Origin of the sequence: Enterobacter sp. TMH.L2 (genome assembly GCF_050847315.1) — a bacterium.
GTDB lineage: Bacteria > Pseudomonadota > Gammaproteobacteria > Enterobacterales > Enterobacteriaceae > Cedecea.
Genome location: NZ_CP193791.1, coordinates 267,813 through 292,778, shown reverse-complemented (window position 1 = coordinate 292,778; position 24,966 = coordinate 267,813). Strand labels below are relative to the sequence as shown.

Below are 24,966 nucleotides of genomic sequence, written 5' to 3'. Positions count from 1 at the left end.
GTCTGCTAAGATTTTTTTCCCATTGCTACCGACCGAGGAACGCCCATGCAGGCATTAATCCTGGAACAGTCCGAAGGCCAAACCCTGGCCGCGGTAAAAACGATCGACCACGACGCGTTGCCAGAAGGCAACGTCACCGTGGAGATTGATTACTCCAGCCTGAATTACAAAGACGCGCTGGCCATCACCGGCAAAGGCAAAATCATTCGTAATTTCCCGATGGTGCCGGGCATCGACTTTGCTGGCAAAGTGCTCACCAGTGAGGACGCTCGTTTTCAGCCAGGCCAGGCGGTGCTGCTCACCGGCTGGGGCGTTGGAGAAAACCATTGGGGCGGCCTGGCGGAAGCCGCGCGGGTAAAAGGTGACTGGCTGGTTGCAATGCCCGAAGGTTTAGATGCGCGCAAGGCGATGATTATCGGCACGGCCGGTTTTACCGCGATGCTCTGCGTGATGGCACTTGAAGACGCAGGTGTGACGCCAGAAAGCGGCGAAATCGTCGTCACTGGCGCAAGCGGCGGCGTAGGCAGCGCTGCCATCGCGCTGCTGCACAAATTGGGCTATAAGGTGGCCGCCGTATCCGGCCGCGAAAGTACGCATGATTACCTTCGCAGCCTCGGTGCCGACCGTATTCTTGGCCGCGATGAGTTCGCCGAAACCCGTCCGCTGGAAAAACAGCTCTGGGCCGGCGCCATTGATACCGTCGGCGATAAAGTGCTGGCGAAAGTTCTGGCGCAAATGAACTACGGCGGCTGCGTGGCGGCCTGTGGCTTAGCCGGTGGCTTCGCGCTACCAACCACCGTCATGCCGTTTATTCTGCGTAATGTTCGCCTGCAGGGTGTGGATTCCGTCATGACGCCGCCGGATCGCCGCGCGGCCGCCTGGGCACGCCTCGTGAAAGACTTGCCGGATGCCTTCTACCAGCAAGCAACGACCGAAATCGGCCTGGCAGAAGCGCCAAAGTACGCCAGCGATATCATTAACAACGCCGCTCAGGGCAGAACCCTGGTAAAAGTGCGTTAAACCTTGCCCGAGGAGCGACGCCCTGTCGCTCCTCAAATTTCAATTTTTCGTGACATATTCGCCGGAACGCTTTCTCTCGGTCATGCTTAGGCTATCGCTACGAGGAGAACGTCATGAAAAAGGTCACCCGGCTCACCGAAGCCGACGTTACGCCAGAATCCGTGTTTATGATGAAGCGCCGCCAGGTACTGAAAGCGCTGGGCATCAGCGCGGCCGCCCTGTCACTCCCTCAGACAGCCAACGCCGATATTCTGTCCTGGTTCAAAGGTCACGATCGCCCCCCGGCACCTGCCGGCAAACCGCTGACGTTCACTAAGCCAGAAGAGTACCAGGCCAAACTGGCCCTGACCCCGGAAGACAAAGTCACGGGCTACAACAACTTCTATGAATTTGGCCTGGATAAGGCCGACCCTGCCGCTAACGCCGGCGGGCTAAAAACCGATCCCTGGCAGATTAAAGTCAGCGGCGAAGTGGCTAAACCCATGACGCTCGATCACGATGACCTTTATAAGCGCTTCCCGCTGGAAGAGCGCATTTACCGCATGCGCTGCGTTGAGGCATGGTCGATGGCCGTCCCCTGGATTGGCTTCCCGCTTCACAAGCTGCTCGCTATGGTTGAGCCCACCAGCAACGCAAAATACGTTGCCTTTGAAACGCTTTATGACCCGGAGCAGATGCCGGGCCAAAAGGACCGGTTTATCGGGGGTGGGCTGCAATACCCTTATGTAGAAGGATTGCGGCTGGATGAAGCAATGCATCCGCTCACGCTGTTAACCGTGGGCGTTTATGGTAAAGCTTTGCCGCCGCAAAACGGCGCACCGATTCGCCTTACGGTGCCGTGGAAATATGGTTTTAAAGGCATTAAATCGATTGTCAGCATAAAACTGGTGCGCGAGCTGCCGCCTACGACATGGAACCTTGCCGCACCGAATGAATATGGTTTCTACGCCAACGTAAACCCGCACGTTGATCACCCTCGCTGGTCACAGGCTTCAGAACGCTTTATTGGCTCGGGCGGCGTGCTGGACGTTAAGCGCCAGCCCACCCTGCTGTTCAACGGCTACGCAGACCAGGTCGCCTCGCTGTATCGCGGCCTGAACCTGAAGGAGAACTTCTGAGTGCGCCTGACGGTAAAACAGATTACCTGGCTGAAAGTGGGGCTTCATCTGGCCGCTTTCCTGCCCTTCGTCTGGCTGTTTTACGCGGCAAGCCAGGGATTTTTTAGCGCCGACCCGGCAAAAGACATTCAGCATTTTACCGGCAGAATGGCGCTCAAACTGCTGCTGGCGACGTTACTTGTCACGCCACTCGCGCGTTACGCTAAACAGCCGCTATTGATTCGTACCCGCCGCCTGTTGGGCGTGTGGTGCTTTGTCTGGGCGACGCTGCACCTCACCAGCTATTCCCTGCTTGAGCTAGGGATCAGCAATCTTGGCCTGCTTGGCCAGGAACTGGTTTCCCGCCCTTATCTTACGCTGGGTATCATTTGCTGGATTATCCTGCTGGCCCTGGCCGTGACGTCGACCCAGCGAGCGCAGCGTTTTTTGGGTGCCCGCTGGCAGAAATTGCATAACTTCGTCTATCTGGTCGCGATCCTCGCACCGATTCATTTCCTCTGGTCGGTTAAGATTTTGTCCCCTCAACCCTTGCTTTATGCGCTGGGCGCGATCATTCTTCTTGCACTTCGCTACAAGAAGTTTCGCCAGTGGTGGCGCTAGCCAAAAAGCGTGTGCTTCTCCGCAGAATAAACATCGATCGGTATCCTTAACTGGATATCGGTTGATCATCTTCCCTGATAAGACCAGTATTTAGCTGCCAAATGCTACGAAATCGTTATAATGTGCGACTTCGGTTTTTTCTGACGACCATTTTCGGTTCGAAAAGGTGACAACCGGAAAACTTAGGTATATTTTGTAAATTGCCTACTAATCGCAGGAGATGGCAGCACGATGTCGGGTGAATTTCACATTTTGCTTTTGAATGGCCCTAATCTAAACATGCTGGGCACGCGGGAGCCGGAGAAGTACGGCCACCAGACGTTAGCAGAAATTGTTAACACGCTTGAGGCGGAGGCAACCAGCCTTGGCGTGACGCTCAGTCACCTGCAATCTAACGCCGAATATGCGTTGATTGACCGAATTCATCAGGCCAAAGACACTGTCGACTTTATCCTGATTAATCCGGCCGCGTTCACGCATACCAGCGTCGCGCTGCGCGATGCGTTACTGGCGGTGGATATCCCGTTTATCGAGATTCACCTCAGCAATGTGCACGCGCGTGAACCGTTCCGCCATCATTCCTATCTATCAGATAAGGCCATCGGCGTGATCTGCGGATTAGGCGCTGACGGCTATTCATATGCTTTACAGACGGCGGTAAAACGCCTGTCAAAATCCATCTAAACAAAGAGTACGGAACCCACTCATGGATATTCGTAAGATTAAAAAACTGATCGAGCTGGTTGAAGAATCAGGCATCGCTGAACTGGAAATTTCTGAAGGCGAAGAGTCTGTACGCATCAGCCGCTCCCCGGCAAACGCTGGTTTCCCAATGATGCAACAGGCTTACGCTGCGCCAATGTACCAGCCGCAGCCACAGCCGGGTCTGGCTCAGGCCGTTGCACCAGCCGCAACCCCAGCAATGGAAGCCCCTGCAGCTGCTGAAGTCAGTGGTCACATCGTACGTTCCCCAATGGTCGGTACCTTCTACCGTACCCCTAGCCCGGATGCCAAAGCATTTGTGGAAGTGGGCCAGAAAGTTAACGTGGGCGACACCCTGTGCATCGTTGAAGCAATGAAAATGATGAACCAGATCGAATCAGATAAAGCCGGTGTGGTGAAAGCAATTCTGATTGAGAATGGTCAGCCGGTAGAATTTGACGAGCCGCTGGTCGTCATCGAGTAACGAGGCGAACATGCTGGATAAAATTGTCATCGCCAACCGCGGCGAGATTGCACTGCGTATTCTTCGTGCCTGTAAAGAACTGGGCATCAAGACTGTCGCTGTGCACTCAAGTGCGGACCGCGATCTGAAACACGTATTACTGGCGGATGAGACGGTCTGTATCGGCCCGGCTCCGTCCGTAAAAAGCTACCTGAACATCCCGGCAATCATCTCTGCGGCGGAAATCACCGGCGCGGTAGCGATTCACCCGGGTTACGGCTTCCTGTCAGAAAACGCCAACTTTGCCGAGCAGGTTGAGCGTTCCGGCTTTATCTTCATCGGCCCGAAAGCTGAAACTATCCGCCTGATGGGCGACAAAGTTTCCGCGATCACCGCGATGAAAAAAGCGGGCGTACCGACGGTACCAGGTTCTGACGGCCCACTGGACGGCGACATGGATAAAAACCGTGCCCATGCAAAACGCATCGGCTACCCGGTGATTATCAAAGCCTCCGGCGGCGGCGGCGGTCGTGGTATGCGCGTAGTGCGCAGCGACGCGGAGCTCGAGCAATCCATCAACATGACCCGTGCGGAAGCCAAAGCGGCTTTCAACAACGACATGGTTTACATGGAGAAATACCTCGAGAACCCACGCCATATCGAGATTCAGGTTCTGGCCGACGGCCAGGGGCACGCTATCTATCTGGCTGAACGTGACTGCTCCATGCAGCGCCGCCACCAGAAAGTCGTTGAAGAAGCACCAGCCCCGGGCATCACGCCTGAGCTGCGTAAATTCATCGGCGACCGCTGCGCCAAAGCCTGTATCGACATTAACTATCGCGGCGCAGGTACCTTTGAGTTCCTGTTCGAAAACGGCGAGTTCTATTTCATCGAAATGAACACCCGTATTCAGGTAGAACACCCGGTTACCGAAATGATCACCGGCGTTGACCTGATCAAAGAGCAGCTGCGTATCGCAGCCGGTCAGCCGCTGTCCATCAAACAGGAAGACGTTCACGTTACCGGCCACGCGGTGGAATGCCGTATCAACGCCGAAGACCCGAACACCTTCCTGCCAAGCCCGGGCAAAATCACGCGCTTCCACGCGCCTGGTGGTTTTGGCGTGCGTTGGGAATCGCATATCTACGCCGGTTACACAGTACCGCCGTACTACGATTCAATGATTGGGAAGCTCATCTGCTACGGCGAAACGCGTGAAGTGGCTATTGCCCGCATGAAAAACGCCCTGGCAGAACTGATTATCGATGGCATCAAAACCAATATCGATCTGCAGACCAAAATCATGAACGACGAAAACTTCCAGCACGGTGGAACCAACATCCACTATCTGGAGAAGAAACTCGGTCTTCAGCACTAAGTTTCCGTTGAACATGTCGACAAAAGGCCGGATTTCCGGCCTTTTTCTTTTTTTATCCTCCAACAGGATGGATGCGTTACAATCCCCGCTTTCTGCGAACTCAAGGGACAAAAATGGACAACCGTTTTGTTCAGGCCCATAAAGAAGCGCGCTGGGCGCTCTGGCTGACCTTGCTCTATCTTGCCGCATGGTTAGTGGCTGCTTACTTACCTGACAATACACAGGGGATCACCGGCTTGCCGCACTGGTTCGAGATGGCCTGCCTGCTGGTGCCGCTACTGTTTATCCTGCTTTGCTGGCTGATGGTGAAATACTTATTCCGCGACATTCCTCTGGGGGATGACCATGCAAAATGAAGTGATTGCCGTGCTGGTTATCTACCTGATCGCGGTCTTTGGTCTTTCCGTATATGCCATGCGCCAGCGCACATCCGGCACCTTTCTGAGTGAATATTTCCTCGGCAGCCGTTCGATGGGCGGCTTCGTCCTGGCCATGACGCTCACCACCACCTACATCAGCGCCAGTTCGTTTATCGGCGGCCCGGGTGCAGCCTATAAGTTCGGTTTGGGTTGGGTGCTGCTGGCCATGATTCAGATCCCGACGATCTGGCTTTCTCTGGGGATCCTCGGGAAGAAATTCGCTATCCTGGCACGCCGCTATAACGCCATCACGCTGAATGACATGCTCCAGGCTCGCTACCAGAATCGGGCCGTCGTCTGGATTGCCAGCATTAGCCTGTTGGTCGCATTTGTTGGCGCGATTGCCGTCCAGTTCATCGGTGGCGCGCGGCTGCTGGAAACCGCCGCAGGGATAAAGTATGAAACTGGCCTGCTGATTTTCGGGATCACCATCGCGCTCTATACGTCCTTCGGCGGCTTCCGCGCCAGCGTGCTCAATGACACCATGCAGGGCATGGTGATGCTGATAGGCACCATCGTGCTGCTGGTCGGCGTGGTTCATGCCGCTGGCGGGCTGGGCAACGCGGTACAAACGTTAGAACACATCGATCCGAAACTCGTCAGCCCTCAGGGCGCGGGTGATATTCTGACGCCAACGTTTATGGCTTCCTTCTGGGTACTGGTCTGTTTTGGCGTGATCGGCCTGCCCCACACGGCGGTACGCTGCATCTCTTATAAAGACAGCAAAGCCGTGCACCGCGGCATCATCATAGGCACCATTGTGGTCGCAATCCTGATGCTGGGTATGCACCTTGCTGGCGCGCTGGGCAGAGCGGTACTCCCGGGCCTGACGGTGCCGGATCTGGTTATCCCTACGCTGATGATGCAGGTTCTGCCGCCCTGGGCCGCTGGGTTGTTCCTGGCCGCGCCAATGGCCGCCATTATGTCCAACGTGAACGCCCACTTGCTGCAGGCCTCCGCGACGATCGTGAAAGACCTGTGGCTTAGCGCAAGTCCGACTAAAATTCATCAGGAGCGCCGCCTGAAGCGCATTTCCACCACCACTACGCTGGTGCTGGGCATTCTGATGATGCTGGCAGCCTGGCGACCACCTGAGATGATTATCTGGCTTAATCTGCTGGCCTTCGGGGGCCTTGAGGCCGTTTTCCTGTGGCCGCTGGTGCTGGGCCTCTATTGGGAGAAAGCGAACGCAGCAGGCGCGCTGAGCGGCATGATTGTCGGCGGCGGACTGTACGCGGTGCTCGCCAGTTTTGGCCTGCAGCTCCTGGGCTTCCACCCGATTGTGCCTTCGCTCCTGTTCAGCTTGCTGGCGTTCCTGATAGGTAACCGTTTTGGTCGCCACGTTCCGGAACCCCTTCTTGTTTCCACTACTGATAAATAAAGAGTTTCGCCATGCCATGGATCCAACTTAAAATTAACACCACCGGCGGCAACGCTGAAAGCTTAGGCGATGCGCTGATTGAAAGCGGGGCGGTTTCCGTCACCTTCCAGGACACCCACGACACGCCGGTCTTTGAACCGCTGCCGGGTGAAACTCGCCTTTGGGGCGATACCGACGTTATCGGCCTGTATGACGCGGAAACCGACATGGAAGAAGTTGCCGCTATCCTCGAGCACTGCCCTTTGTTAGGCCAGGGTTTCCACCACAAAGTGGAACAGCTGGAAGATAAAGACTGGGAGCGCGAATGGATGGACAACTTCCACCCAATGCGCTTCGGCAACCGCCTGTGGATCTGCCCAAGCTGGCGCGATGTGCCGGATGAAACTGCCGTGAACGTGATGCTCGACCCGGGTCTGGCGTTTGGCACCGGAACCCATCCAACCACCTCGCTGTGCCTCGAATGGCTCGACGGCCTGGACCTGGCGGGCAAAACTGTGATCGACTTCGGTTGCGGCTCCGGGATCCTGGCGATTGCCGCCCTTAAACTGGGGGCCGCAAAAGCTATCGGCATCGATATCGATCCGCAGGCAATTCAGGCGAGCCGCGATAACGCTGAGCGTAACGGTGTTTCTGACCGGCTTGAGCTTTACCTGCCGAAAGACCAGCCAGAAGTCATGAGCGCCGACGTGGTGGTCGCTAACATCCTGGCAGGCCCTTTGCGTGAGTTATCGCCGTTAATCAGCGTGCTGCCGGTTGAGGGCGGTTTACTTGGCCTTTCCGGCGTTCTGGCAAGCCAAGCCGAAGGGGTATGTGAAGCTTATGCCGATAAGTTCACGCTTGACCCGGTTGCGGAAAAAGAAGAGTGGTGCCGTATCACCGGCCGCAAGCACGGCTGATCAAAATAACGGCATACGGACATCGGGCCGTGTGCCGTTTTCAGCCAGTTTTAGTGATCAAGCCACATGTAAAAATGAGAGATTGTTCGCATAAAAACCCCAAAACTGACCACAAAAACAGCGGTTTATCTGGTAAAAATAGCCTGTTGGACAGCATATTTCTGCTAACTTTCAGGAAAATTTAAAACAGCATGAAATAAACGAAAAATCCTAACCATCTGATTAATTGAATGAATTACGTATTCTGGCCGCATTTGTTGCCGCTTCATTGATCTGTGACAGAGGATTGTTCAAAGTTTGGCCTTTCATCTCGTGTGAAAAATGCGTAATATACGCCGCCTTGCAGGCACAGTATGGTCATTTCTTAACTCATGCGCATCGGACACCACCAGCTCAGAAATCGCCTGATCGCAGCACCTATGGCTGGCATCACTGACAGACCATTCAGGACGCTGTGCTACGAGATGGGAGCCGGGTTAACCGTTTCCGAGATGATGTCCTCTAACCCAGAAGTTTGGGCGAGCGATAAATCCCGTTTACGCATGGTTCATGTGGATGAACCGGGTATTCGCACCGTGCAGATTGCCGGCAGCGTACCGGAAGAGATGGCAGAAGCCGCGCGAATTAACGTGGCTAATGGCGCCCAGATTATTGATATCAATATGGGTTGTCCGGCAAAAAAGGTGAATCGTAAGCTGGCAGGTTCAGCGCTTCTACAGTACCCGAGTCTGGTAAAGGACATCGTGACGACGGTAGTGAAGGCAGTGGATGTTCCTGTGACGTTGAAAATTCGTACCGGCTGGGAGCCCGCGCACCGTAACTGTGTAGAGATTGCCCAACTGGCTGAAGACTGTGGGATTCAGGCTCTGACAATTCATGGACGCACACGCGCCTGTTTATTCCAGGGCGATGCTGAATACGACAGCATTCGGGCAGTTAAGCAGAAAGTTTCCATTCCGATTATCGCGAATGGTGACATTACTGACCCGCTTAAAGCCAGAGCTGTACTTGACTATACGGGGGCTGATGCCCTGATGATAGGCCGTGCGGCTCAGGGAAGACCCTGGATCTTTCGGGAAATCCAGCATTATCTGGACACTGGAGAGCTGCTGCCCCCCTTGCCTCTGGCAGAGGTGAAGCGCTTACTTTGCTCGCACGTTCGGGAACTGCATAGCTTTTATGGCGATGTAAAAGGTTACCGAATTGCTCGTAAACACGTCTCCTGGTATCTCCAGGAGCACGCTCCAGATGACCAGTTTCGGCGCACATTCAACGCCATTGAGGATACCAGCGAACAGCTGGAGGCGTTGGAGGCATACTTCGAAAATCTTGCGTAATGAAATAAAGAGCTGACAGAACTATGTTCGAACAACGCGTAAATTCTGACGTACTGACCGTTTCCACCGTTAACTCTCAGGATCAGGTAACTCAAAAGCCCCTGCGTGACTCGGTTAAACAGGCACTGAAGAACTATTTTGCTCAACTGAATGGTCAGGATGTGAATGACCTGTATGAGCTGGTACTGGCTGAAGTTGAACAGCCACTGTTGGACATGGTGATGCAATACACCCGCGGCAACCAGACCCGCGCTGCCCTGATGATGGGTATCAACCGCGGTACGCTGCGTAAGAAACTGAAAAAATACGGCATGAACTGATACTAATCAGTTAGTGTTGTGAAAAGGCGCGACTCGGCATGGGAAAGCGCCTTTTCTCTTTTCTACACCCCGAATCTGACGTTTTTCCTCATCATTCATCGCTGCATCGCCCTTTCCTTCACTTTGTTTACACTTCACACGCTTTGCAATTATTCCCCGATCCTGTGGTCTGAGTCGCAGTGGTAAAATAGCCACATTCACACCGGTGCAGCATCCGTGAAAGCTTCGTACCGTTATGGGCACCTACGAGAGCAATCCCTGTTCCGGCGTTTGGTAAAACCGAGGTTCAAAATGACTAAATTCATCGCTGTCGCGTTGCTCACTACTTTTCTGGCTGGCTGTGCGACCGATTCCCCTTGCGTACCGGTCTATGATGACCAGGGGCGCCTGGTGCACACCAATACCTGTATGAAAGGCACCACTCAGGATAACTGGGAAACCGCTGGCGCGATTGCCGCCGGTACCGCTGCAGTGGCAGGCGTAGCCCTGGGTATCGTGGCACTCACCAAATAAGTTCTCCCCTCGACCAAAGCGCGAGGCTCTCGCGCTTTTTTGTTTCTTCTTCCTGCAACACCTGAATCATTTTGCTCTGAAATGCGCCGTTAGTTGCAGGCCTGCACTATTTCGGCGCATTTTCTTGCCCATACCTTCATGGCTACCTGCCTTCTTCTTCATAAGACGCCCCCGCAAAAACCTGGCATCCCCTTTGCTTTAAAGACTATGACTCGGGCATTTGCCACGAATACGGATCTGGCACCTCCCGGATGCCATTTCGCCAATAACGATAATTTTGCCACTCAGGATGCATTTATGAAGAAGATGATGATCGCCACTCTGGTCGCTACCGGCACGCTGTTTGCGATGGCTAATCAGGCTCATGCAGGCACCACGCTGGATGCCGTCAAAAAGAAAGGCTTCGTGCAATGTGGAATCAGCGATGGTCTGCCGGGCTTTTCTTACGCTGACGGCAGCGGCAAGTTTACCGGAATCGATGTGGATGTTTGCCGTGGCGTGGCGGCGGCAGTCTTCGGCGATGCTTCTAAAGTCAAATACACGCCTCTGACAGCAAAAGAGCGCTTTACGGCGCTGCAGTCTGGTGAGGTAGATATTCTTTCCCGTAACACCACCTGGACTTCTTCCCGCGACGCGGGCATGGGGATGGTGTTCACCGGCGTCACTTACTACGACGGTATCGGCTTCCTGACCCACAATAAAGCCGGCCTCAAAAGCGCGAAAGAGCTCGACGGCGCCACGGTTTGTATTCAGGCCGGGACCGACACCGAGCTGAACGTCGCCGACTACTTCAAAGCCAATAAGATGAAGTACACGCCGGTCACCTTTGACCGTTCAGACGAGTCGGCCAAAGCGCTGGAGTCCGGGCGCTGCGATACTCTGGCCTCAGATCAGTCTCAGCTGTACGCCCTGCGCATCAAGCTCAGCAATCCGGCAGAGTGGCTTGTGCTGCCAGAAGTCATCTCTAAAGAACCTCTGGGACCCGTTGTACGCCGCGGGGACGATGACTGGTTCTCCATCGTGCGCTGGACGCTGTTCGCCATGCTGAATGCCGAAGAGATGGGCATTAATTCTAAAAACGTCGACCAGATGGCCGCCAACCCGACCACGCCGGATATGGCGCACCTGTTAGGGAAAGAAGGTGATTTCGGCAAAGACCTGAAGCTGGACAACAAGTGGGCCTACAACATCGTGAAACAGGTCGGTAACTACGCTGAGATTTTCGAGACTAACGTCGGTGCCCAAAGCCCGCTGAAAATCAAACGCGGCCAGAACAACCTGTGGAACAACGGTGGGATTCAGTACGCCCCACCAGTTCGCTAAGCGACATACCAGAACAGGGCACTGCCCATTGCGGTGCCCCAGATTTATGTTCCTGTTACTGAGGTTTGCTTATGCGTCATCACCGCCCAGCCGTGAAGGCCGACTTATCTTTTTCTAACCCCTCGGTTCGCGCCTGGCTGTATCAAATCATCGCCATCGCCTTGGTTATTGGCGTGGCGGTTTATTTGATTCACAACACCATTACCAACCTGGACAGCCGCGGTATTACCTCCGGTTTTGCCTTTCTCGATCGCGCCGCCGGGTTTGGCATTGTCCAGCATCTGATCGACTACGATCAGGGAGATACCTACGGCAAAGTCTTTGTTGTTGGGCTGCTGAATACCCTGCTGGTGTCTGTTCTCTGTATTGTATTCGCGACATTTATCGGCTTCTTTGTGGGCCTGGCACGCCTCTCTGATAACTGGCTGGTGCGTAAACTCTCTACCTTTTATATAGAGACGTTTCGCAACATCCCCCCACTGCTGCAAATTTTCTTCTGGTACTTTGCCGTGCTGCGTAATCTGCCGGGCCCACGCCAGGCTCTGGATGCCTTTGGCCTGATGTACCTGAGCAATCGCGGGCTGTCTCTTCCGGCTCCGATTATGGGGGAAGGTCTGCTGGCATTTGCGGTTGCCATTCTGTGCGCACTGATCGTTTCTGCTGGCCTGTATCGCTATAACAAAATGCACCAAATGAGAACCGGGCAGATTCGTCGCACCTGGCCCGTGACGATCGCGTTGATCGTTGTGCTTCCGCTGCTGGCGCATTTGATCTTCGGGGCAGCCCTTCACTGGGATATTCCAGCTCTGCACGGTTTCAACTTCAGCGGTGGGATTGTACTTATCCCTGAACTGGCGGCTTTAACGCTGGCGCTGTCGGTTTACACCTCGGTCTTTATCGCGGAAATCATTCGCTCAGGTATTCAGTCCGTCCCCTTTGGCCAGCATGAGGCGGCTTTGTCCCTGGGTCTGCCTAAGCAGGTGACGCTTCGCCAGGTGATTGTGCCCCAGGCGCTGAGAGTCATCATTCCGCCGTTGACCAGCCAGTACTTGAACATCGTCAAAAACTCTTCCCTGGCAGCAGCCATTGGTTATCCGGATATGGTGTCTTTGTTTGCCGGCAGCGTGCTTAACCAAACGGGCCAGGCTATCGAAACCATCGCTATCACGATGTCCGTTTATTTGCTTATCAGCCTGGTTATTTCGCTGCTGATGAACGTCTATAACCGCCGTATCGCCCTCGTCGAGCGTTAAGGAATGTCGATGACTAAAGTTTTAACGGCGCACGACGCCCGCCAGGCAGCTAACCACCCGGAACGAATCTGGCGCTGGATGCGTAAAAATCTCTTCTCCAGCTGGCTGAATACTCTGCTCACACTGCTTTGTCTCGGGCTGATGTGGACGCTTATCCCTCCGCTTCTGAACTGGGCGGTTTTCCAGGCGAATTGGGTCGGTGAGACAAGAGCCGACTGTACTCAGGAAGGGGCGTGTTGGGTCTTTATCCACGACCGCTTCGGGCAGTTTATGTATGGACTTTATCCTCACGAATTGCGCTGGCGCATCAACCTTGCACTGATCATTGGGTTACTTTCCGTAGCCGCAATGTTCTGGAAGTCGCTTCCTCACCGTGGTCGCTATATCGCCGCCTGGGCCGTGGCCTATCCGCTCCTCGTTTGGGTCTTGATGTACGGTGGATTCCTGGGGCTGGACCGCGTGGAGACTCGTCTTTGGGGCGGATTAACCCTCACGCTGATCATTGCTTCCGTCGGCATCGCAGGCGCCCTGCCGCTGGGTATTGTGCTGGCACTGGGCAGACGATCGCGCATGCCGGTTGTGAGAATCCTTTCAATAATGTTTATCGAATTTTGGCGAGGTGTACCGCTGATCACGGTGCTGTTCATGTCTTCCGTGATGCTGCCGCTGTTTCTACCGGAAGGCACCACCATCGATAAACTGATTCGGGCATTGGTCGGGGTGATTTTATTCCAGTCAGCCTATGTGGCCGAGGTGGTTCGTGGCGGGCTGCAGGCTCTGCCCAAAGGGCAATATGAGGCAGCAGAGTCATTGGCGCTTGGTTACTGGAGAATGCAAGGGTTGGTGATTTTACCTCAGGCCCTGAAGTTGGTGATCCCGGGGCTGGTGAACACGATTATTGCGCTGTTTAAAGACACCAGTCTGGTGATCATCATCGGCCTGTTCGATCTGTTTAGTAGCGTACAGCAAGCCACTGTCGATCCGGCCTGGCTGGGGATGTCGACAGAAGGCTATGTCTTTGCCGCTATCGTCTATTGGATTTTCTGTTTCAGTATGTCGCGCTACAGCCAGCATCTGGAGAAGCGCTTCCACACCGGCCGCACGCCGCACTAAGGATTATGATGAGTAAAATGACACTGCAGGCTGCCGACACGATGATCACGTTGGAAAATGTGAACAAATGGTACGGGCAATTTCATGTTTTAAAAGATATAAATCTCAATGTGAAGCAGGGTGAGCGTATCGTGCTGTGTGGGCCATCGGGCTCCGGGAAATCAACGACTATTCGCTGTATTAACCATCTTGAAGAGCATCAGCAGGGGCGTATTGTCGTTGACGGCACAGAGTTGAATGACGATCTCCGCAATATAGAAAAAGTCCGTACCGAAGTCGGCATGGTCTTTCAGCACTTTAACCTGTTCCCGCATTTAACGGTCTTGCAGAACTGCACCCTGGCTCCGATTTGGGTGCGTAAGATGCCGAAGAAAGAAGCGGAAGCGCTGGCGATGCATTATCTCGAACGAGTACGAATCGCTGAACATGCGCATAAATTCCCGGGGCAAATATCCGGTGGCCAGCAGCAGCGTGTGGCCATTGCTCGCTCGCTATGCATGAAGCCTAAAATCATGCTCTTCGATGAACCGACGTCTGCGCTTGACCCGGAAATGGTGAAGGAAGTGCTGGATACCATGATTGGCCTGGCCGAATCCGGGATGACGATGCTGTGCGTGACTCACGAAATGGGGTTTGCGCGTACCGTTGCCGACAGGGTTATCTTTATGGACCGTGGAGAGATCGTAGAGCAGGCACCGCCTGAAGAGTTTTTTGCCCATCCGAAATCGGAAAGAACGCGAGCTTTCTTGTCTCAGGTTATCCATTAAACGACAAAGGCCGCGGACGCGGCCTTTTTTATGCTGTTTTGCACATCTCTGAAAGCAAAAAACCCCGGCCTTTCGGTCGGGGTTTTTGCTTTATTTGATGCCTGACAGTTCCCTACTCTCGCATGGGGAGACCCCACACTACCATCGGCGCTACGGCGTTTCACTTCTGAGTTCGGCATGGGGTCAGGTGGGACCACCGCGCTACGGCCGTCAGGCAAATTCTTTTCTACGTGCCGAACTTTAATCTAAAAATTGGTGCTGATACCCAGAGTCGAACTGGGGACCTCACCCTTACCAAGGGTGCGCTCTACCAACTGAGCCATATCAGCACGCTTAATTTGATGCCTGGCAGTTCCCTACTCTCGCATGGGGAGACCCCACACTACCATCGGCGCTACGGCGTTTCACTTCTGAGTTCGGCATGGGGTCAGGTGGGACCACCGCGCTACGGCCGCCAGGCAAATTCTGTTACTCACCGTCATTCTTATGACCATGAGCTTTAATCCTGAACTAAGCTGAAAATCTTTCGTCTCTAAAACACCTTCGGTGTTGTAAGGTTAAGCCTCACGGATCATTAGTACTGGTTAGCTCAACGTATCGCTACGCTTACACACCCAGCCTATCAACGTCGTAGTCTTCAACGTTCCTTCAGGACCCTTAAAGGGTCAGGGAGAACTCATCTCGGGGCAAGTTTCGCGCTTAGATGCTTTCAGCGCTTATCTTTTCCGCATTTAGCTACCGGGCAATGCCATTGGCATGACAACCCGAACACCAGTGATGCGTCCACTCCGGTCCTCTCGTACTAGGAGCAGCCCCCCTCAATTCTCCAGCGCCCACGGCAGATAGGGACCGAACTGTCTCACGACGTTCTAAACCCAGCTCGCGTACCACTTTAAATGGCGAACAGCCATACCCTTGGGACCTACTTCAGCCCCAGGATGTGATGAGCCGACATCGAGGTGCCAAACACCGCCGTCGATATGAACTCTTGGGCGGTATCAGCCTGTTATCCCCGGAGTACCTTTTATCCGTTGAGCGATGGCCCTTCCATTCAGAACCACCGGATCACTAAGACCTGCTTTCGCACCTGCTCGAGCCGTCACTCTCGCAGTCAAGCTAGCTTATGCCTTTGCACTAACCTCACGATGTCCGACCGTGATTAGCTAACCTTCGTGCTCCTCCGTTACGCTTTAGGAGGAGACCGCCCCAGTCAAACTACCCACCAGACACTGTCCGCAACCCGGATCACGGGTCTACGTTAGAACATCAAACATTAAAGGGTGGTATTTCAAGGTTGGCTCCACGCAGACTGGCGTCCACGCTTCAAAGCCTCCCACCTATCCTACACATCAAGGCTCAATGTTCAGTGTCAAGCTATAGTAAAGGTTCACGGGGTCTTTCCGTCTTGCCGCGGGTACACTGCATCTTCACAGCGATTTCAATTTCACTGAGTCTCGGGTGGAGACAGCCTGGCCATCATTACGCCATTCGTGCAGGTCGGAACTTACCCGACAAGGAATTTCGCTACCTTAGGACCGTTATAGTTACGGCCGCCGTTTACCGGGGCTTCGATCAAGAGCTTCTCCTTGCGGATAACCCCATCAATTAACCTTCCGGCACCGGGCAGGCGTCACACCGTATACGTCCACTTTCGTGTTTGCACAGTGCTGTGTTTTTAATAAACAGTTGCAGCCAGCTGGTATCTTCGACTGCCTTCAGCTCCACCCGCGAGGGGCTTCACCTGATGACAGCGTGCCTTCTCCCGAAGTTACGGCACCATTTTGCCTAGTTCCTTCACCCGAGTTCTCTCAAGCGCCTTGGTATTCTCTACCTGACCACCTGTGTCGGTTTGGGGTACGATTCAATGTTACCTGATGCTTAGAGGCTTTTCCTGGAAGCAGGGCATTTGTTACTTCAGCACCGTAGTGCCTCGTCATCACACCTCAGCGTTTGATAAGCGTCCGGATTTACCTAAACGCTCCGCCTACATGCTTAAACCGGGACAACCGTCGCCCGGCTAACATAGCCTTCTCCGTCCCCCCTTCGCAGTAACACCGAGTACAGGAATATTAACCTGTTTCCCATCGACTACGCCTTTCGGCCTCGCCTTAGGGGTCGACTCACCCTGCCCCGATTAACGTTGGACAGGAACCCTTGGTCTTCCGGCGAGCGGGCTTTTCACCCGCTTTATCGTTACTTATGTCAGCATTCGCACTTCTGATACCTCCAGCAAACCTCACAGTTCACCTTCGACGGCTTACAGAACGCTCCCCTACCCAACAACACATAGTGTCGCTGCCGCAGCTTCGGTGCATGGTTTAGCCCCGTTACATCTTCCGCGCAGGCCGACTCGACCAGTGAGCTATTACGCTTTCTTTAAATGATGGCTGCTTCTAAGCCAACATCCTGGCTGTCTGTGCCTTCCCACATCGTTTCCCACTTAACCATGACTTTGGGACCTTAGCTGGCGGTCTGGGTTGTTTCCCTCTTCACGACGGACGTTAGCACCCGCCGTGTGTCTCCCGTGATAACATTCTTCGGTATTCGTAGTTTGCATCGGGTTGGTAAGCCGGGATGGCCCCCTAGCCGAAACAGTGCTCTACCCCCGAAGATGAGTTCACGAGGCGCTACCTAAATAGCTTTCGGGGAGAACCAGCTATCTCCCGGTTTGATTGGCCTTTCACCCCCAGCCACAAGTCATCCGCTAATTTTTCAACATTAGTCGGTTCGGTCCTCCAGTTAGTGTTACCCAACCTTCAACCTGCCCATGGCTAGATCACCGGGTTTCGGGTCTATACCCTGCAACTTAACGCCCAGTTAAGACTCGGTTTCCCTGCGGCTCCCCTATACGGTTAACCTTGCTACAGAATATAAGTCGCTGACCCATTATACAAAAGGTACGCAGTCACCCCATAAAGAGGCTCCCACTGCTTGTACGTACACGGTTTCAGGTTCTTTTTCACTCCCCTCGCCGGGGTTCTTTTCGCCTTTCCCTCACGGTACTGGTTCACTATCGGTCAGTCAGGAGTATTTAGCCTTGGAGGATGGTCCCCCCATATTCAGACAGGATACCACGTGTCCCGCCCTACTCTTCGAACTCACAGTATGTGCATTTTAGTGTACGGGAGTATCACCCTGTACCCTGCGACTTTCCAGACGCTTCCACTAACACACAAACTGATTCAGGTTCTGGGCTGCTCCCCGTTCGCTCGCCGCTACTGGGGGAATCTCGGTTGATTTCTTTTCCTCGGGGTACTTAGATGTTTCAGTTCCCCCGGTTCGCTTCATTACGCTATGTATTCACGTAATGATAGTGTGACGAATCACACTGGGTTTCCCCATTCGGAAATCGCCGGCTATAACGGTTCATATCACCTTACCGACGCTTATCGCAGATTAGCACGTCCTTCATCGCCTCTGACTGCCAGGGCATCCACCGTGTACGCTTAGTCGCTTAACCTCACAACCCGAAGATGTCTCGTAAGACACAATCGCTGTTGTGAAAATTTGAGAGACTCGAACATGTCTTAACCTCATTCTTTATTACGGAAGAATGAGACGACATGTCGTTTCAATTTTCAGCTTGTTCCGGATTGTTAAAGAGCAAATACTTCGCAGTACACCGTCACCGGTACACTCTGAAGTAAGTTTTGGCGCATGAAATGATGGTGGAGCTAAGCGGGATCGAACCGCTGACCTCCTGCGTGCAAGGCAGGCGCTCTCCCAGCTGAGCTATAGCCCCATCGATTTCGTAAAACCTTCGATTACCATGAATTCATCGCTGGTCAAGGCGCAGCGCCACGAAGCATACTTTTGTATGTGAGTGGTGCTGTAACGCAGGATAGCGGAGAATTTGGTAGGCCTGAGTGGACTTGAACCACCGACCTCACCCTTATCAGGGGTGCGCTCTAACCACCTGAGCTACAAGCCTATAAGGTTTTACTGCTCGTTTTCTATCAGACAATCTGTGTGAGCACTACGCGGGTTGTATCTATTAGGTAAGGAGGTGATCCAACCGCAGGTTCCCCTACGGTTACCTTGTTACGACTTCACCCCAGTCATGAATCACAAAGTGGTAAGCGCCCTCCCGAAGGTTAAGCTACCTACTTCTTTTGCAACCCACTCCCATGGTGTGACGGGCGGTGTGTACAAGGCCCGGGAACGTATTCACCGTAGCATTCTGATCTACGATTACTAGCGATTCCGACTTCATGGAGTCGAGTTGCAGACTCCAATCCGGACTACGACGCACTTTATGAGGTCCGCTTGCTCTCGCGAGGTCGCTTCTCTTTGTATGCGCCATTGTAGCACGTGTGTAGCCCTACTCGTAAGGGCCATGATGACTTGACGTCATCCCCACCTTCCTCCAGTTTATCACTGGCAGTCTCCTTTGAGTTCCCGGCCGAACCGCTGGCAACAAAGGATAAGGGTTGCGCTCGTTGCGGGACTTAACCCAACATTTCACAACACGAGCTGACGACAGCCATGCAGCACCTGTCTCAGAGTTCCCGAAGGCACCAATCCATCTCTGGAAAGTTCTCTGGATGTCAAGAGTAGGTAAGGTTCTTCGCGTTGCATCGAATTAAACCACATGCTCCACCGCTTGTGCGGGCCCCCGTCAATTCATTTGAGTTTTAACCTTGCGGCCGTACTCCCCAGGCGGTCGACTTAACGCGTTAGCTCCGGAAGCCACGCCTCAAGGGCACAACCTCCAAGTCGACATCGTTTACGGCGTGGACTACCAGGGTATCTAATCCTGTTTGCTCCCCACGCTTTCGCACCTGAGCGTCAGTCTTTGTCCAGGGGGCCGCCTTCGCCACCGGTATTCCTCCAGATCTCTACGCATTTCACCGCTACACCTGGAATTCTACCCCCCTCTACAAGACTCAAGCTTGCCAGTTTCGAATGCAGTTCCCAGGTTGAGCCCGGGGATTTCACATCCGACTTAACAAACCGCCTGCGTGCGCTTTACGCCCAGTAATTCCGATTAACGCTTGCACCCTCCGTATTACCGCGGCTGCTGGCACGGAGTTAGCCGGTGCTTCTTCTGCGAGTAACGTCAATCACTAAGGTTATTAACCTTAATGCCTTCCTCCTCGCTGAAAGTACTTTACAACCCGAAGGCCTTCTTCATACACGCGGCATGGCTGCATCAGGCTTGCGCCCATTGTGCAATATTCCCCACTGCTGCCTCCCGTAGGAGTCTGGACCGTGTCTCAGTTCCAGTGTGGCTGGTCATCCTCTCAGACCAGCTAGGGATCGTCGCCTAGGTGAGCCATTACCCCACCTACTAGCTAATCCCATCTGGGTTCATCTGATGGCAAGAGGCCCGAAGGTCCCCCTCTTTGGTCTTGCGACGTTATGCGGTATTAGCTACCGTTTCCAGTAGTTATCCCCCTCCATCAGGCAGATCCCCAGACATTACTCACCCGTCCGCCGCTCGTCACCCAGGAGCAAGCTCCCCGTGTTACCGCTCGACTTGCATGTGTTAGGCCTGCCGCCAGCGTTCAATCTGAGCCATGATCAAACTCTTCAATTTAAAAGTGTTTGATGCTCAAAGAATTAAAACTGTTTATAAAATCAGTAGTCACTCTTCAAGACTTGATATTTGTTTGCATCCGAAGATGCTGAGATATCAATCCTGCGAGTGCCCACACAGATTGTCTGATAAATTGTTAAAGAGCAGTGAGTTAGGCGCTTTCGCTTGCTAACTCGAGGTGGCGTATATTACGCTTTCCTCTTTCAGAGTCAACCCCGATTTTCAGGATTTTTTCTCTTTATCGAACCGGCTAATTTGTGAAGTGATTCACTGTGCCGTCTCGATGGAGGCGCATTATAGGGATCCCACTTTTTAGCACAAGTACTTTTTCGATCTTTTTTTCTGAATGTTTAGTTTTCACTCTTTTCGCTGAGATCCTGTTCGATCTGCCCTCTTTATCGCCCTTTACTCCCTTGCCATTGCTCAAGAAAGCGGCCACAGTCTATTTCTGTAATGAATTTCCCTGAGGTGTTTATGTCTGCGGTACTGCGTGCTTTTCAAAAAACTTTCCCTCAACTCGATGAACGAGTCATGGTTGATCCCACCAGCGTGGTCATTGGTGACGTAAAACTGGCGGATGATGTCAGTATCTGGCCGTTAGTTGCTATTCGAGGGGACGTAAACACCGTGACAATTGGAGCACGCACCAACATCCAGGATGGCAGCGTGCTTCATGTTACCCATAAGTCCTCTTATAAACCTGAAGGGAACCCGCTGATCGTTGGTGAAGATGTGACGGTGGGCCATAAGGTAATGCTGCACGGCTGCACGATCGGCAATCGCGTCTTGGTTGGAATGGGGTCGATCCTATTGGATGGAGTAGTAGTAGAAGATGATGTGATGATTGGTGCCGGTAGCCTGGTCCCCCAGAACAAGCACCTGGAAAGCGGCTTTCTCTATTTAGGCAGTCCGGTGAAACAGATTCGCCGCCTGACTGAAGCGGAGCTGGCCGGATTAACCTACTCCGCTAACAATTATGTGCGCTGGAAAGATGAGTATCTGGCTCAGGATAGCCAGTACCACCCTTGATCGCCTTCCTGCTCACTTTCGATCAGGCCTTCGGCTTCTTCTTCAAGATCCCAACGATATTCCCGAAATAAAGAAAGCCACTCTTCGGCGCCATTGCCGCCGAAGCGGCTGGCAATGGCCAATGAGCTTATCGCGCACTCAACCTGGAACCCCTGCACCAGCGCAGGAAAACGGATAGCCTGCCGCTCTTCATCCCAGACTTCACGAGACGGGAACTGAATGGCCTGGTTCACGCCGCCATTTCTCTTTTCAACGCCTCAATAACTGGCGCGACATCTGGCATGACGCCGTGCCAAAGCATAAAAGCGTGTGCAGCCTGCCCCACCAGCATGCCAAGACCATCCGCGTAAGACACTACACCGTGACTCGTAGCCCAGTTCAAGAATGGCGTCAGCCCTTTCTGGTAAAACATGTCGTAGCAACTTACACGGTGGGAAAGGAGAGAAACCGGCAGCGCAGGGATCTCACCGCCAATCCCGCTGGACGTGGCGTTGATCAGTAAATCGAATTCATGCCCCTCGAGCTGATCCATTGCCACGGCGTTAACACTTCCCGTATGGCTGAATAAATCAGCTAGTTCTGCCGCTTTGGCAAACGTACGGTTGGTTATCGTGACCGCACAATCTAATGATAACAAGGGCAACAGTACACCACGCGCTGCGCCGCCGGCCCCCACCAGCAGAATACGATCGCCGGGTTTGATCAGTTTCAAACGTTCAAGATCGCTCAACAAGCCAATACCATCCGTATTGTCTCCAAGCAAACGTCCATCTTCCTGGCGCTTGAGCGTATTGACCGCACCTGCCAGCGCCGCCCGCTCTGTTAGCTCGTCTGCACGAGTAAAAGCTTGTTCTTTAAAAGGGACGGTGACGTTGGCTCCCCTCCCTCCTTTATTGAAGAAGGCTTCAAGTGTTTCAGCAAAAGTGTCTAACGGAGCAAGCACGCGTCCATAAGGATGTTCAATTCCCAATTGTTCTGCGAAAAGGCGATGAATAAGAGGAGATTTGCTGTGCTGAATAGGGTTACCAAAGACGGCGAAAGTTTCCATAATTACCCCTGACGGAAGAGTTCGCCGGTTAAGGCATCGCGTATTTCTGAAGGATTAAGCCGCCCACCGGTATCCCCCATAAGTACAGGGAAACTTTGGCCAAACTGCTGCTGAACTTCTTCCGAACTGCGACACGGAGGCAAGCCCGTAAGGTTCGCACTGGTAGACACCAGAGGCTTACCGTAGGTAAGACATAGCTCTTTCACAAGCGGATGATTGGTCACACGCACCGCCAAAGAATCAAAACGCCCGGTCAGCCACTTTGGGGTGGAGGGCAAAGCCGGGAAAACAAACGTCACCGGGCCAGGCCAGTTTGCAAACACCACCGAAAGCTGTGCTTCATTAAGCGCAGCGGCATCAATATAAGGTTTCAGCTGCTCAAAATTGGCGGCGATAAGGATAAGTCCCTTCTCTACCGGACGCTGTTTCAGCTCAAGCAGGCGAGTAACTGCGAGTTCACTATCGGGATCGCAACCAACGCCAAAGACGGCTTCGGTTGGGTAGGCGATGACTTGTTCTTCTTTCAGGGCCGCTACGATCTGCGCGAGCTGGCCTTCAGGCAGGTTATTATTCACTGGCTTGTTCCGTCGTTACCGGCTTTCCACATTGTTTATTGGCGCAGAAACGTTTCACGCCCTGAGCCGTTTTCTTTTCAATAAGCAGCGGATACTGACATTCAGAGCAGATACCCGCTACCGGTTTAACATTAATGACAAACTGACAGTCCGGGTAGCTGTTACAGGACCAGAACGTTTTCCCGTAGCGAGAACGACGCTGAACCAGTTGCCCTTTTTGGCATTGGGGGCACGCTATTGCCGTCTCATCGGGTTTATCAATGATTTCCGTGTGTTCGCATTCAGGGTAATTGCTGCAGCCGATAAACATGCCAAACCGCCCCTGACGTAGCACGAGCGTCGACTGACAAACCGGGCATTGCTGGCCATCAAGTACTTTAACAATATGCCCATCGGCCTGGCTCTTTAACGGGCGAACATAATCGCATTCCGGGTAATGGGAACAGCCCAAAAATGGGCCGTGTTTACCGGAACGTATTGCTAACTCTGCCCCGCATTGGGGGCAGGGTTCATTTTTTGGCACCGAGAACAGTGCTGACTTGGCCATAACATCTCATGCTGCAACTTAATTTAGTGCAGCATACCTTCATTTGCCTCGAAGAGTAATTCTTCCATTTGCTGGTAGGCGTTTTCACACCCCGGAATGTTGAACAGCACCATCAGTACAACCCACTTCAGATCTTCCAGTTCGAATTCTGCTGTGTCGAGCGCCAGCACGCGCTCAATCACCATTTCGCGGGTTTCGAGATTTAACACCTGAATCTGTTCAAGGAACAGTAAAAAGCCCCGACAGTCTGCATCAAGCCGCTGGCTCTCTTCTGCGGTAAAAATACGCATAGAGAGAGGATCGGCAGCAAGCTGCATCGGTTCGGTCAAGCCATCCTGATAGTCGGCCAGCTTTTCAAGCCACACTAATGCGTTAAAAATGTCCTCACGATCAAAACCAGCGTCGGTGAGATCGCTCGTCAGCTTATCCTGATCAACGCGCATTTCTGCTTCGCTGTGGATGTAGGTTTCAAATAAGTACATTAGTACGTCGAACATGGCATGCCCTCCTCAATCGGACATAGCCGCCGGGTACAGCTGCGATCCATCCTGCTAACTCCAGTTCGAGTAACTGAGCTACCGTCTCTGGCACAGGTTGGCCGGCACGTTCAGCGACGACGTCAACAGGTGTAACCTCATCTCCTACGTTAGCCAACAGATGGGGAAATGGCAATGCGCCGTCCTGTTGATTTGGCGAATATATTGACACATTGTGCGAAGCGGGAAGCCAATGGAGTTCAGAGGCGAGATAATCGAGGATATCCTGCGGACTTCGTACTAGATTAGCCCCTTGCTGAATAAGCCAGTGTGGGCCATCGCTCCCAGGACTTCCTACCGTACCGGGCAGAGCAAATACCTCTCTTCCCTGTTCAACGGCATAGCGGGCAGTCACCAGAGATCCACTTCGTTCACCGGCTTCTACGACAAAAACGGCTCTACTCAGCCCACTGATGACACGATTACGCCACGGAAAGTTCGAGGGCCAGGGCGTACAGGAAAGGGGAAACTCGGATAGCACTGCCCCTTCTTGCTCGAGAATTTGCCGGGCTAACATCGCATGACGTTTAGGATGAACGCTGCCTAATCCATTCCCCAACACAGCAATGGTTTTGCCCTTGACTCTCAGTGCCGCACGGTGCGCCACCCCATCAATGCCCAATGCCAACCCGCTGGTTATCACCAGTCCAGACTGTGCAAGCGCTTCGCAGAACTGCCGGCAAAAGCGCTCGCCGTAATCTGACAGGTTGCGACTACCGACAACTGCAATCTGGTTCTGGCTGAGTAGTGAAGGTTCACCGGCAACAAACAGAGCGGCAGGATAATCATTTATGGCTCTGAGCTGCTCAGGATAAAGGGCGTCTTCCGCCGTCAGCAGATGGTGACTTGGCTTATCGAGCCAGAGAAGACTCGCTTCAAGCTGACGCTCATTAAATGCAGTAAATAATGCACATTCTCGGGCATTTAATCCCGCCGCGAGCAGACTCTCCCTTTCTACCCTTGGGCATCGTTCCAGGAAGTGGGCTATTTTTAGGAACTTATCCCCACTCAGCCCCTTAACAGCCATAAGACGTAGCCAAATCTCCATTATCTGCACTCAATCCCCCTGCCACAGGCCATCAAAGCAAT

23 protein-coding genes, 3 tRNA genes and 4 rRNA genes are annotated in these 24,966 nt (G+C 53.3%); 17 read left to right on the top strand and 13 right to left on the bottom strand.

From position 1 onward, the window contains the following. Positions 1-45 precede the first annotated feature (45 nt). From acuI to ACREYP_RS01410, 16 genes are all read left to right on the top strand, one after another. The gene (acuI, locus tag ACREYP_RS01485) at positions 46-1,020 is read left to right on the top strand and encodes an acrylyl-CoA reductase (NADPH) (RefSeq protein ID WP_336818803.1); all 975 of its coding nucleotides are present in this window, start codon (positions 46-48) and stop codon (positions 1,018-1,020) included. A 113-nt stretch (positions 1,021-1,133) separates the two neighbouring features. Next, complete coding sequence (gene msrP, locus ACREYP_RS01480) at positions 1,134-2,138, top strand: protein-methionine-sulfoxide reductase catalytic subunit MsrP (protein ID WP_336818802.1); 1,005 nt, start codon at positions 1,134-1,136, stop codon at positions 2,136-2,138. After that, entirely contained in the window at positions 2,139-2,738 is a 600-nt protein-coding gene (msrQ, locus tag ACREYP_RS01475) for a protein-methionine-sulfoxide reductase heme-binding subunit MsrQ (protein ID WP_336818801.1), read from the top strand. It abuts the gene before it with no gap. Between the two features lie 231 nt (positions 2,739-2,969). Beyond that, positions 2,970-3,422, top strand: coding sequence for a type II 3-dehydroquinate dehydratase (aroQ, locus tag ACREYP_RS01470; RefSeq protein ID WP_008454912.1), 453 nt, complete (start codon positions 2,970-2,972; stop codon positions 3,420-3,422). A gap of 22 nt (positions 3,423-3,444) precedes the next feature. Then, on the top strand, positions 3,445-3,924 hold the full coding sequence (gene accB, locus ACREYP_RS01465) for an acetyl-CoA carboxylase biotin carboxyl carrier protein (protein ID WP_008454913.1): 480 nt from the start codon (positions 3,445-3,447) through the stop codon (positions 3,922-3,924). 10 nt (positions 3,925-3,934) lie between these two features. Then, positions 3,935-5,281 (top strand): acetyl-CoA carboxylase biotin carboxylase subunit, encoded by a 1,347-nt coding sequence (gene accC, locus ACREYP_RS01460; RefSeq protein ID WP_008454915.1) that lies wholly within the window; start codon positions 3,935-3,937, stop codon positions 5,279-5,281. Between the two features lie 113 nt (positions 5,282-5,394). Next, positions 5,395-5,637, top strand: a complete 243-nt coding sequence (locus tag ACREYP_RS01455) for a YhdT family protein (protein WP_008454917.1) — start codon at positions 5,395-5,397, stop codon at positions 5,635-5,637. After that, a complete protein-coding gene (gene panF / locus ACREYP_RS01450) occupies positions 5,627-7,081 on the top strand; it encodes a sodium/pantothenate symporter (RefSeq protein WP_008454918.1) in 1,455 nt (484 codons plus the stop codon). Before ACREYP_RS01455 ends, panF begins: the two co-directional genes overlap by 11 nt. Before the next feature lie 11 nt (positions 7,082-7,092). Continuing rightward, positions 7,093-7,977: a 50S ribosomal protein L11 methyltransferase gene (gene prmA, locus ACREYP_RS01445; RefSeq protein WP_336818800.1), complete on the top strand. Its 885-nt coding sequence runs from the start codon at positions 7,093-7,095 to the stop codon at positions 7,975-7,977. A gap of 371 nt (positions 7,978-8,348) precedes the next feature. After that, complete coding sequence (dusB, locus tag ACREYP_RS01440; RefSeq protein ID WP_008454922.1) at positions 8,349-9,314, top strand: tRNA dihydrouridine synthase DusB; 966 nt, start codon at positions 8,349-8,351, stop codon at positions 9,312-9,314. A 23-nt stretch (positions 9,315-9,337) separates the two neighbouring features. Further along, entirely contained in the window at positions 9,338-9,634 is a 297-nt protein-coding gene (gene fis, locus ACREYP_RS01435; protein ID WP_000462905.1) for a DNA-binding transcriptional regulator Fis, read from the top strand. A gap of 291 nt (positions 9,635-9,925) precedes the next feature. Further along, on the top strand, positions 9,926-10,147 hold the full coding sequence (locus tag ACREYP_RS01430; RefSeq protein ID WP_039288243.1) for a putative periplasmic lipoprotein: 222 nt from the start codon (positions 9,926-9,928) through the stop codon (positions 10,145-10,147). A gap of 297 nt (positions 10,148-10,444) precedes the next feature. Next, positions 10,445-11,470: an amino acid ABC transporter substrate-binding protein gene (locus ACREYP_RS01425; RefSeq protein ID WP_336818799.1), complete on the top strand. Its 1,026-nt coding sequence runs from the start codon at positions 10,445-10,447 to the stop codon at positions 11,468-11,470. A gap of 71 nt (positions 11,471-11,541) precedes the next feature. Then, positions 11,542-12,723, top strand: a complete 1,182-nt coding sequence (locus tag ACREYP_RS01420; protein WP_336818798.1) for an amino acid ABC transporter permease — start codon at positions 11,542-11,544, stop codon at positions 12,721-12,723. A gap of 9 nt (positions 12,724-12,732) precedes the next feature. Further along, positions 12,733-13,836, top strand: a complete 1,104-nt coding sequence (locus ACREYP_RS01415; RefSeq protein WP_336818797.1) for an amino acid ABC transporter permease — start codon at positions 12,733-12,735, stop codon at positions 13,834-13,836. Between the two features lie 8 nt (positions 13,837-13,844). After that, complete coding sequence (locus tag ACREYP_RS01410; RefSeq protein WP_039298264.1) at positions 13,845-14,603, top strand: amino acid ABC transporter ATP-binding protein; 759 nt, start codon at positions 13,845-13,847, stop codon at positions 14,601-14,603. 99 nt (positions 14,604-14,702) lie between these two features. Here the strand turns inward: ACREYP_RS01410 and rrf (ACREYP_RS01405) are convergent. The 7 genes from rrf (ACREYP_RS01405) to ACREYP_RS01375 form a co-directional block, all read right to left on the bottom strand. Next, positions 14,703-14,818 (bottom strand): 5S ribosomal RNA (gene rrf, locus ACREYP_RS01405). A 38-nt stretch (positions 14,819-14,856) separates the two neighbouring features. Next, a tRNA-Thr gene (locus ACREYP_RS01400) sits at positions 14,857-14,932 on the bottom strand. Between the two features lie 14 nt (positions 14,933-14,946). Next, positions 14,947-15,062: ribosomal RNA gene (gene rrf / locus ACREYP_RS01395) — 5S ribosomal RNA — on the bottom strand. Between the two features lie 94 nt (positions 15,063-15,156). Further along, positions 15,157-18,063, bottom strand: a 23S ribosomal RNA gene (locus ACREYP_RS01390). Positions 18,064-18,269: 206 nt separating this feature from the next. Next, positions 18,270-18,345: transfer RNA gene (locus tag ACREYP_RS01385), tRNA-Ala, on the bottom strand. 112 nt (positions 18,346-18,457) lie between these two features. After that, positions 18,458-18,534: transfer RNA gene (locus ACREYP_RS01380), tRNA-Ile, on the bottom strand. Between the two features lie 68 nt (positions 18,535-18,602). Continuing rightward, positions 18,603-20,142 (bottom strand): 16S ribosomal RNA (locus ACREYP_RS01375). The 16S, 23S and 5S rRNA genes sit together here with 3 tRNA genes alongside, the layout of an rRNA operon. 474 nt (positions 20,143-20,616) lie before the next feature. Here ACREYP_RS01375 and ACREYP_RS01370 point away from each other — a divergent pair. Next, the gene (locus ACREYP_RS01370; protein WP_008457228.1) at positions 20,617-21,171 is read left to right on the top strand and encodes a gamma carbonic anhydrase family protein; all 555 of its coding nucleotides are present in this window, start codon (positions 20,617-20,619) and stop codon (positions 21,169-21,171) included. Here the strand turns inward: ACREYP_RS01370 and ACREYP_RS01365 are convergent. From ACREYP_RS01365 to dprA, 6 genes are read right to left on the bottom strand one after another with little or no spacing between them, the layout of a single operon-like run. Further along, positions 21,147-21,404, bottom strand: a complete 258-nt coding sequence (locus tag ACREYP_RS01365) for a DUF1488 family protein (protein WP_336819862.1) — start codon at positions 21,402-21,404, stop codon at positions 21,147-21,149. The two genes, ACREYP_RS01370 and ACREYP_RS01365, sit on opposite strands and share 25 nt — an antisense overlap. Beyond that, the gene (gene aroE, locus ACREYP_RS01360) at positions 21,401-22,219 is read right to left on the bottom strand and encodes a shikimate dehydrogenase (RefSeq protein ID WP_166995990.1); all 819 of its coding nucleotides are present in this window, start codon (positions 22,217-22,219) and stop codon (positions 21,401-21,403) included. Before aroE ends, ACREYP_RS01365 begins: the two co-directional genes overlap by 4 nt. A 2-nt stretch (positions 22,220-22,221) precedes the next feature. Continuing rightward, the gene (gene tsaC, locus ACREYP_RS01355; protein ID WP_008457219.1) at positions 22,222-22,794 is read right to left on the bottom strand and encodes an L-threonylcarbamoyladenylate synthase type 1 TsaC; all 573 of its coding nucleotides are present in this window, start codon (positions 22,792-22,794) and stop codon (positions 22,222-22,224) included. Beyond that, the gene (locus tag ACREYP_RS01350; protein WP_008457218.1) at positions 22,787-23,341 is read right to left on the bottom strand and encodes a DNA topoisomerase family protein; all 555 of its coding nucleotides are present in this window, start codon (positions 23,339-23,341) and stop codon (positions 22,787-22,789) included. Before ACREYP_RS01350 ends, tsaC begins: the two co-directional genes overlap by 8 nt. Before the next feature lie 23 nt (positions 23,342-23,364). Next, positions 23,365-23,838, bottom strand: a complete 474-nt coding sequence (gene smg, locus ACREYP_RS01345) for a DUF494 family protein Smg (protein ID WP_008457217.1) — start codon at positions 23,836-23,838, stop codon at positions 23,365-23,367. After that, entirely contained in the window at positions 23,810-24,925 is a 1,116-nt protein-coding gene (gene dprA / locus ACREYP_RS01340) for a DNA-protecting protein DprA (RefSeq protein ID WP_034808676.1), read from the bottom strand. Before dprA ends, smg begins: the two co-directional genes overlap by 29 nt. Positions 24,926-24,966 lie beyond the last annotated feature (41 nt).